This window comes from Maridesulfovibrio ferrireducens (assembly GCF_016342405.1).
Lineage (GTDB): Bacteria > Desulfobacterota > Desulfovibrionia > Desulfovibrionales > Desulfovibrionaceae > Maridesulfovibrio > Maridesulfovibrio ferrireducens_A.
The window spans coordinates 1-8,234 of the sequence record NZ_JAEINN010000042.1 but is presented as its reverse complement, the minus strand read 5'-3'; the positions used below and the strand labels follow the sequence as shown (position 1 = coordinate 8,234).

9 protein-coding genes are annotated in these 8,234 nt (G+C 38.6%); 2 read left to right on the top strand and 7 right to left on the bottom strand.

From position 1 onward, the window contains the following. On the bottom strand, positions 1-199 hold a 199-nt coding region (locus tag JEY82_RS19350; protein WP_304088904.1), incomplete at its 3' end, for a hypothetical protein. 317 nt (positions 200-516) lie between these two features. On the opposite strand from JEY82_RS19350, the gene JEY82_RS19345 reads away from it, so the two are divergent. Beyond that, on the top strand, positions 517-1,869 hold the full coding sequence (locus JEY82_RS19345; protein ID WP_304088901.1) for a lipopolysaccharide assembly protein LapB: 1,353 nt from the start codon (positions 517-519) through the stop codon (positions 1,867-1,869). A gap of 20 nt (positions 1,870-1,889) precedes the next feature. Here the strand turns inward: JEY82_RS19345 and JEY82_RS19340 are convergent, their stop codons facing one another. The 5 genes from JEY82_RS19340 to JEY82_RS19320 all read right to left on the bottom strand — a co-directional run bounded on the left by JEY82_RS19340 (position 1,890) and on the right by JEY82_RS19320 (position 6,464). Continuing rightward, positions 1,890-3,128, bottom strand: coding sequence for a type II toxin-antitoxin system HipA family toxin (locus JEY82_RS19340; protein WP_304088899.1), 1,239 nt, complete (start codon positions 3,126-3,128; stop codon positions 1,890-1,892). A 13-nt stretch (positions 3,129-3,141) separates the two neighbouring features. Further along, positions 3,142-3,489, bottom strand: a complete 348-nt coding sequence (locus JEY82_RS19335) for a helix-turn-helix domain-containing protein (protein ID WP_304088897.1) — start codon at positions 3,487-3,489, stop codon at positions 3,142-3,144. Positions 3,490-3,816: 327 nt separating this feature from the next. After that, on the bottom strand, positions 3,817-5,082 hold the full coding sequence (locus JEY82_RS19330; protein WP_304088894.1) for a type II toxin-antitoxin system HipA family toxin: 1,266 nt from the start codon (positions 5,080-5,082) through the stop codon (positions 3,817-3,819). A gap of 1 nt (position 5,083) precedes the next feature. Beyond that, on the bottom strand, positions 5,084-5,311 hold the full coding sequence (locus JEY82_RS19325; protein ID WP_304088892.1) for a hypothetical protein: 228 nt from the start codon (positions 5,309-5,311) through the stop codon (positions 5,084-5,086). Positions 5,312-5,498: 187 nt separating this feature from the next. Beyond that, positions 5,499-6,464 carry a hypothetical protein gene (locus JEY82_RS19320; protein WP_304088889.1) on the bottom strand — a complete coding sequence of 322 codons (966 nt, stop codon included), beginning with the start codon at positions 6,462-6,464 and terminating at the stop codon, positions 5,499-5,501. 114 nt (positions 6,465-6,578) lie between these two features. Here JEY82_RS19320 and JEY82_RS19315 point away from each other — a divergent pair, with 114 nt between their 5' ends. Continuing rightward, positions 6,579-7,601 (top strand): IS5 family transposase, encoded by a 1,023-nt coding sequence (locus tag JEY82_RS19315; RefSeq protein ID WP_304088887.1) that lies wholly within the window; start codon positions 6,579-6,581, stop codon positions 7,599-7,601. Between the two features lie 139 nt (positions 7,602-7,740). Here the strand turns inward: JEY82_RS19315 and JEY82_RS19310 are convergent. Beyond that, positions 7,741-8,234, bottom strand: a 494-nt coding sequence (locus tag JEY82_RS19310; RefSeq protein ID WP_304088884.1) for a hypothetical protein, incomplete at its 5' end; no start/stop codon positions are given.

Sequence of the window (8,234 nt, the reverse complement as noted above, 5' to 3'; positions counted from 1 at the left end):
GGAAATGCCAAAAGACAAAGCAATATAGCATATTCAATCCCCGTTGTAAGGTGCAGCCGTCTGGACGGTTACTTTCAAAGTGGCGTTCAACTTCAGGTTGCAAAGCAACATACTCGGTTTTATAAACAGTCCCGCATATAGTGGCGTTGGGCCATGCTTGCATGATTTGGTTTATTTTTATTCCTCTTGTGTCACTCATGATGTATTGAAGGGCTTTTTTTAAAACTAAGGACACTTGTTAGTTTGGAAAAAAGAAATTTAATACAGTTGGTATGTATTTAGGTGTAAATATTCAAGCTGTTAGTATTAAAAAAGTTTTTTGGGTTAAACTAACTGCCCATAAAGTGTGGCAGGGGTACTTGTCGTTTGTTCATAAAAGCGGTCCGGTTTTTAAGTGCTCGTATATGGTTGATTATCAACCTTTTTCTGTTTAAATAATTCCATGACGTCATTTCTAAATAAAACTTTTACTCCGAAACCCCACATCTGCTTAGCCACAAGCAAGGTGTCATTTTTATGAGTGCTTCTCGCAAACAAAAATTATTAAATCTGGGACCGGAAGTTCTCGTGGATGCATTGCTGGATCTTGCCGTTTACTCTGAAACTGCGGATGGCTTGGTTGAAAGGCTGATCGCTACGCCCACAGAGAGTGTTCAGAGGTTTAAGTATAAGTTATCCAGCCTAAGAAAATCAGGTGATTTTGTCTCATGGAAAGCTGCTCTGGGCTTTGCTCGGGAACTTTGCGCGTTGTTGGATGATTTAAAAGCAGGGGTTACCGATCCTTGTACTGGTGTCAGCCTTGTCGCTGAATTTTATGAGGCGGATGAAAGTATTTTGAATAGTTGTGATGATTCCAGCGGTTATGTGGGAGATGTTTTTCGTGTTGATGCAAATGAGTTGTTTTGGAAATATGCTGACCGCTGTCCTGACAAAGAGGTTGTTGCGAATATTCTGCTTGAGCTTAATCTAAAGGATGATTTTGGCGTGCGGGATATACTTGTCGGCAGTGCCGGAAAGTTTTTGCCTGAATCGGTTATCCGTTCAATGATATCAGTGTTTCAAAAGCGGGCAGATGACGAAAAGGAGGCATTTTCAAGAAGGCATCATTTGGGACTGATTGAAGTTTTAGCTAGGCAGATCAAGGATGCCGAACTGTTTGAGAAAACCCGGATTGCTTCATGGGGAGAGCTGTCTACTGCTGCATATGTTGATATTGCCAGAGTTTATCTTGAATGCGGGAATGTCGAAGTGGCTCATTCTTGGTTGAAGAAAATACCTGAAGGCGAAAATTTTAAAGGATATGAACGTGAGCAATTATTGGCTGAAATTTTTAGAAAACAAGGCAACACGAAGCAATTGATTGAATTGCTTTATCAAAAATTTAGGTCGTATCATTCTGTTGAGACTTTACAGGAACTTCTGGATGTTATGGGAAATGATAATCGGGGTGAAGTCGTTGCCGCTGAAGTTCAAAATATATTGCAAAATTCTGAATTCTTAGATTCAGATGCTGAGTTTCTTATTTCGATCGGGAAGATTGATGATGCGGAAGAATACTTGCTCAAGCGGGCCAGTCAGCTTGACGGACAATTTTATGGTAGTTTGCTTTCCCTGGCTGAATCAATGGAAGCTGAAAATAGATACCTTGTCGCTAGCTTACTTTACCGCAGCTTGCTTATTTCAATTTTGGAGCGTGGTTATAGCAAAGCTTACTCGCATGGCGTCCGCTATCTAAAGAAAATCGACCTTTTGGGGGGCATTATTTCCGATTGGAAAGGTTTCGATCCTCACAATATCTTTAAAGATATAATTCGTCAGGCCCATGGTCGTAAGTACAGTTTTTGGTCAAAGTATGAAGTAAAGAAGTAAAGGGTTTTCTCTTTATTATTTTAAATCTCCGCAGCTTTGTATGCTTGCTGAACGCTATAAATTTTGGTTTTTGAAACCCCGGCTTTAATATTTTCATTTTTCCAATTTTCTTTTACATATTTAGCCATTTGCTCGACAATTGTTGTGCCCTTATTTCTTTGCAGTCTAAAATCTTCACAGCGGGAAAGGGCGTTTTCTAACGTTGCCAGATGTCCTTGAGATCCTATGGCAAGTGTCAGATAGCTTTTATCATCTGAGCGCATTTGCGGCTGTGGGACGATGTCGTAGGCAGGGGAAAGACGCCACATTCCAGATTGAGAATCATAAAGAAATCCATGATTTTTTAAATGGTCATCGTGGTTGTTACACAAAATATTAAAGACCATTCTTCTGAACATCTCTTCAAGATCTTTATCAAGATATTTAATTGCGATGTATTTGCGCATGGCACGGGCTATGTCTCCGTATGTCCCTTCTGTCATAGATTTAGCCCCGGTAAGTGTCATTGCTGATATAAAATGGATTCTGCTATTGTCCGTTTTGCGGTCAAACCTTTCAATTAAAAAGATGTCGCGCTTGTTAATTTCAATAATTTTACATTGAGGAACTCTTATAGAACATTGAGCAGCCATACGCATGGCTGCAAGTTCTATGCGACAGGTCGGCCAGAACTCTAATTCTCTTGAAAATTTAGCAATCCATTTTCTTCCTTCATAATCAACTGCAGCTTTGGGTTGCGCTCCTCCCACTGAAGACCCCCTAATCAGGAATCTTTTTTGGTTCGGATTTAATTCATCATCATTGAAAATCTTATCAGCAGTTTCCAGCATCTCAGTCAAATTAAGAGATTCTCCCGGAATTATCTGTGGTCTCCATTTGGGAGTATATGCCTGTGGCCCGTTCAGGTCAGGACCAAATGCGAGGGCTCCGGTTCTGTTGTCTTGATCAAGAACGGTAAGGTAATCTATTTCTTTAGGTTTATAACCGAATTCTTCAGCAGCTCTGTCGAGGAGGTGTGTTCCCCAGCCGTCTGGCATGGCGTCTTGAAATGCTCCGAATATACCTTGAGTTTGAAATTTCTGGGCAGTCAAAGGTAGTTGAATAGGGTCTACGGGGATAGCATCATTTCGAGTCAGATATTTACGACCATAATTGAACTCAGAGAAATGAGACTGATCATTGTGAGTGATCTTTAAAATTCCGACAGGTACAAACTCGCCGTTGATATGGATGTATACATAAGTGCTGTCAATGCTCACAATTAACTCCAGTTTAAAAATCTAGATCTGTATCAGGGAGTTGTTTTTTAGATGCCCGTTTTTTTCTATTTCTCTGTTCAAGGGCTTTACCCAGTTCGTCTGTTTCGGGTTTGGCTATAAGGAGGAGCTGGTCGCTTAATTCTAAATATTCCAATACCTGCGCTAAAGCTCCAAGCCCAACGGTCGGATCTCCGCGTTCAACTTTTCGCAGTCTGTTGCGCGTCATGAAAGTTCGTTCAGCCATTTCCGCTAGAGTGACATTTCGACGGAGGCGGGCTGTTTTTATATTTTCACCCAATATTTTCAGCGTGGAAATTGTCTTGGGTGAAAGAGATGTGTTTGCGAAGGACTTTTTTGGCATATATTTATTTGCGGTTAATAAAATGAGTTTATATCTTGATAAGGGGTAATATATTGAACATGAAGAGGCGCGTCAAGTGTGTTCTTAAATTTGTCTTGCTGGAAAAGATTCGCTTGAATTTTCTAAATTTTGGTACAGCAGAATTGACATAGATGGTCCCTGATATAGCCTTTTTTGGGCAAATTGATGCTGTTGTCGTGTTCAAAATGGTCCACACGGGGTACTGGGCTACCGTAGTGAAGACTAAGTATTAAGCTGTATTCTTTATTTTTTGATTTGCACTCCATTCGACTTTTTTACTTAGCTTTTTAAGTGTTGAGGATAAAATTAATCTGTTAGACGCCCTGTCAGCATGGCCGCACGCATGTTAATGTGTTCTATAATTTTTATAATACATTCCTGTTCACGGTAAATCACACCCCACTTATTTTGAATTTCTAGTCTTGTTTGTTTTGCTGTTTGTGGCAAACTCTTTGCTATTTGCAGACAGTGTTTTTTTACTGTTTTAAATGGTATGCCTATCTCATGAGCAAATCGTTCCCAATGGCGAGCCTGTACCCAATCTGGACGGTTTTCTTTGCCTATTTTCATGGCAAGACGTTTGCTGGTGTTTTCATAAATGACTGTAGAAAGCAGGTCGTAAAATGGAGCGAGCTCGGGAGTCGCGTTAGTGTATAGTAGAGAGAAATTTTTCCCATGTGCATCCATGTTACCAATGCAGTAATTAAAGATTGCCATTCGTAAAAGAGCGAGACGATTTTTTGCGGGATGGCTTGAATGCGTTTGTAGAAGTTGGAAACATTGTTTTGTCGTTACGCCTCCGTCGGCTTCATATTTTTGGTGGGGTGATAGCCCTAAAGCTTGGCAAAAATCTTCCTGATGTAATCGTTGTAATATGCCTTTTTTTTGCGGAACTCTGTCATAGCGAACTATGCAGAAGAGAAAGGAATTAGCAAAAGGAAGTGGCAAGACCTCTGGTACGTTGAATTTCATGTTTTTTGCTAAGAGCATGCAGAAAAGTTCATTGGATACAGTGTCGGGGTAATCAGACATCGGAGGCTTAACTATATGGGTACTTGGTGAATTGCCTTGTGGGATAGCAATGTTTTTTCCATCATAATATATGGGGAGTTTTTGTTGCGCACCGGCAAGAGAAAGGCGGACGCCTTCCTGTTCTACCAAGAAAGGGCGGTTAGGAAGTTCATTTATCAGTTCAACAAATTCTTCTGGTGTAAGCTGTTTATATGTGGGGTGTTGTGAAACTGTCATCATCTGTTTTTCTGTGTACAAAGAAATTCGTCCTGCACATTCTCCACCAAGAGATTCAAGCAAAGCTCGGCTGTTGCCTTCTGAAACACCTAACCGTTGTGCAATGACTGTCCTGATACTCGATTCAGGTAGTAGATTGCTAAAATAATTATGCACAATATCATGTGGGAAGGGCTCCGTTTGTAATGGGATTGAGCATGAGAGTGCATATTTTTTTACTGAGTCCAGCCATTCGTTGCTATATGTAAAGCTCCAGTTCGCAACTGTAGAAGGGCAAGTAAGTGTACCTACTAAGTTTTCAGCATCATATATAAAAAGCTGCATTTTAAGCACCATCGTCCTTGCGTGTGCTAAGGTGCATTGTTATGCCTAGGCCTTCAAATATAGTAAATATTTTACCGATTTGTGCAGTTTCTTTGCCTCGTTCAAGATCAATAAGGAATCGTCTGCTCGCAAAAACAAGATCCGTCAATTCTTCTTGAGTCAGTCCTTCTTTTTTTCTAAAATTTCGGATAAAATTACCAAGTTCTTTAGGGGATGAAATTTTTTGCATACTGACTACCTTTAAAGTAAAAGTTCACGTTCAGTCACTTTTTAGCTATAGATAAGAATAAGTCAAGAAAAGTTCACGTTCAGTTACTTTTTAAATGAAAACGCGAACGAGTTGAGAAAAGTTCATGATCGGTCACTTTTCACGTAAAGCGTAAGGCTGTCTTTGGGTGCAAATTTACTTAGTTTTTTTATTCATCAATTTTAAGATCTTCTACAAGCCTTAAAATTAGTTGTTTAATTGCTACATGTGACATTTTCATATGAATGCTATCTTGTTTGTCTGTGCCATGTAATGCGTCATTGTAAATAAGTCCAAGTATTTTAGCCGACTCTGGTATTGAAATCCCGAATTCTTCAGCTTTTTTTATTTTTTCTATAGTTTTATGTGTATCAGATAAAGAGAATGATTCTTGGAGAGATTCAAGTTCGTGTGCAATGAATTTTTCGATTTCTATGCGAATAGCGACACATATCGCAATCGGGTCATAGGTCTCATTGTTTTTATATTTTATAAGTTCTTGCCGAGCGTGATCATGAAACAAATGAGAAGAAGATAGTTTTTGTGCGAGTTGAACTTCTTGAAATTCTGTTGCTAAGTTGCAAGGCTCGGGGTGATAATGAAGAAAATTTTTTGAAATTGCTTCTCTTATCTTCTCATAATCACGGTTTGCGATAATATTTTCAAATTGTGTATGATTAGTCCTTGCAGAAGTGAGGTAGTGTATTTTGCATGCCTTTGTCTTGAAAGGGAAATATGTGTTTTTCATGATATGCGGATCAAGGTGAGTTAAAATTATTGGATAAATTTTTTTTCCTTCTTTTCGCGCTTGGTCAACAAATTGTGATAGTAAGTACTGGCAGTAGAGCAAGTTGCATTCAAAAAAATAAAATATTTCATCAATTATAATAAAAGAGTTTTCCTGCGTTTGTTTTAGCTCAATTTCACCGCATTTCGCTATGAATGTTAATAAGTCTCTTTCTCCATTCGACAGTTTGTCAACTTTTGGCGGGGTAAATGTTAGTTTTTTCCGTGTTTCAGAAAGACTAATTGTGTGATTGCAGGAAGAGCAGTTAGCTCTCTCCAGCAGTTCTTTGTACTTTGCTTTGACTTTTTTGTATCTTTTATATTCAGAATATTTTTTTATCTTCGGCATTCCCTCTTTAAGAACTGTTGCAACTTAAGATCACTGCACGGTAAAAGTGTATTTTTTCTTTTAATCCACTGCAATATTTAGTAAAATCTCCTTAGATCATGAGGGAGATTTGATATGACTTTGCGCAAAAAAGAGAAACAGGGACTTGGTGATTTCTTTATTTCTAGAAGGCGGACGAAAAGAAGCTTTTTGGATGATGTTAATGAAATTATTGACTGGAGACCAATTGCACGGTTTTTAAAGTTGAAAATTAAACGCAAGGCCAATGTCGTAGGCTCTCCGGCTTATCCGGAAATGTTTATGTTTAAGATTTTACTATTGCAAAAATGGTATAATTTAAGCGATGAAGCTGTCGAATTTGCAATTTGTGATCGGCTTTCATTTGTTCGTTTTCTCGATATGTCCATTGAAGATGAAATTCCTGATTCAACAACCATTTGTCGATTCAGGAACGGACTTATTATCCTTAATATTTACGAAAAATTGTTATTTTTACTAAACGAACAGCTGGAAGAAAAACAGCTTTTAGTCCGCAATGGAAGTATCGTAGATGCTAGTGTGATCGGTTCATCCCGCAGGCCGAGGAAAACAATTGATACTGAAATAGTTTCCGAAGACAGAAACGAAGACGTTCCCAAATATGAAGTCAGTTACTCCGATGACACAGGCGCAGCATGGCTGAAAAAAGCCGGTAAATTTCATTATGGATTTAAAGTTCATATGGGAACTGACGCTGAGTGTGGATTTATTCTCGGAGGAATCATGACTCCTGCAAACTATTCAGATACGGGGCAATTTACAGACCTAGTTAACAAGTTGAACCTTCCTGATAATGCCCCTGTTTTCGCAGATAAAGGGTATACAAGCCAAAAAAATCGTACGCATCTAATCGATAACAATCTTCAAGACGGCATTATGTTTCGCAATCAAAAGAATCGTAAACTGAGTGAACTTGAAAAAATGATCAATCGAGGAATCAGCTCAGTGCGCTACATTGTCGAACGTAGTTTCGGAACCTTAAAACAACATTTCAGGTTTGATAGATCTCGGTATGTCGGAATAGAAAAAGTTGAGGCTGAATTTAATTTAGTCGCCATGGCATTCAATATAAAAAAAGCAGTCAGGATGGTGTGTTGACAGGATAGGTGCGTCTTTTTTCCCTCAAAATCGGCAAAAATAGCCGATTTTGAGGGAAAAAGGACAAAGAGAAGACTAGATCAACTCTATGATTTTGCTTTTTTCTTGAAAACAAGAAAATTGCTTGTTCAAGTGGAAGTTATGCAGTGCTCTTAACTTGCCAGTAATCAAGAGATGAAAAAGAGCACGTATCCTCATGTTTTTGAATCTGTTCTTTTATTTGGAGTATTTCTTGGATGTTTTCTAGCTGGTTAAGTAGACTCATAAATTTTTCATTTGCATTAAGAATGTCCTTTGTTCCAGAGAACTCTTCTAGTTGTAAAATAATGCTGTCGATTTTTTTCCATGGTTTTTTTAAAGTTAACTGATGTAGAAGCTCTTCTTTTTTTTGTATTTCAGACAAGAAAAGAGTGTTCTCGAATATCGTTAGATTTTTTAATGTCTTACCCGTATTGGGTAATAATTTTTTTAGATCCTTTTTTCGATATATCGGTGGTTTAGTACTAATAGCTGTTCCAAGAACTATGGGTTTTACTTCTAGTTCTCCTGTTGCTTTGTAACCGTCCAGACGGCTGCACCTTACAACGGGGATTGAATATGCTATATTGCTTTGTCTTTTGGCATTTCCCATGG

Bases quoted from the DNA above. Each gene is read 5' to 3' on its own strand.
- JEY82_RS19345 (WP_304088901.1), top strand. From the start codon at position 517: ATGAGTGCTTCTCGCAAACAAAAATTATTAAATCTGGGACCGGAAGTT.
- JEY82_RS19335 (WP_304088897.1), bottom strand. From the start codon at position 3,489: ATGCCAAAAAAGTCCTTCGCAAACACATCTCTTTCACCCAAGACAATT.
- JEY82_RS19330 (WP_304088894.1), bottom strand. From the start codon at position 5,082: ATGCAGCTTTTTATATATGATGCTGAAAACTTAGTAGGTACACTTACT.
- JEY82_RS19325 (WP_304088892.1), bottom strand. From the start codon at position 5,311: ATGCAAAAAATTTCATCCCCTAAAGAACTTGGTAATTTTATCCGAAAT.
- JEY82_RS19320 (WP_304088889.1), bottom strand. From the start codon at position 6,464: ATGCCGAAGATAAAAAAATATTCTGAATATAAAAGATACAAAAAAGTC.
- JEY82_RS19315 (WP_304088887.1), top strand. From the start codon at position 6,579: ATGACTTTGCGCAAAAAAGAGAAACAGGGACTTGGTGATTTCTTTATT.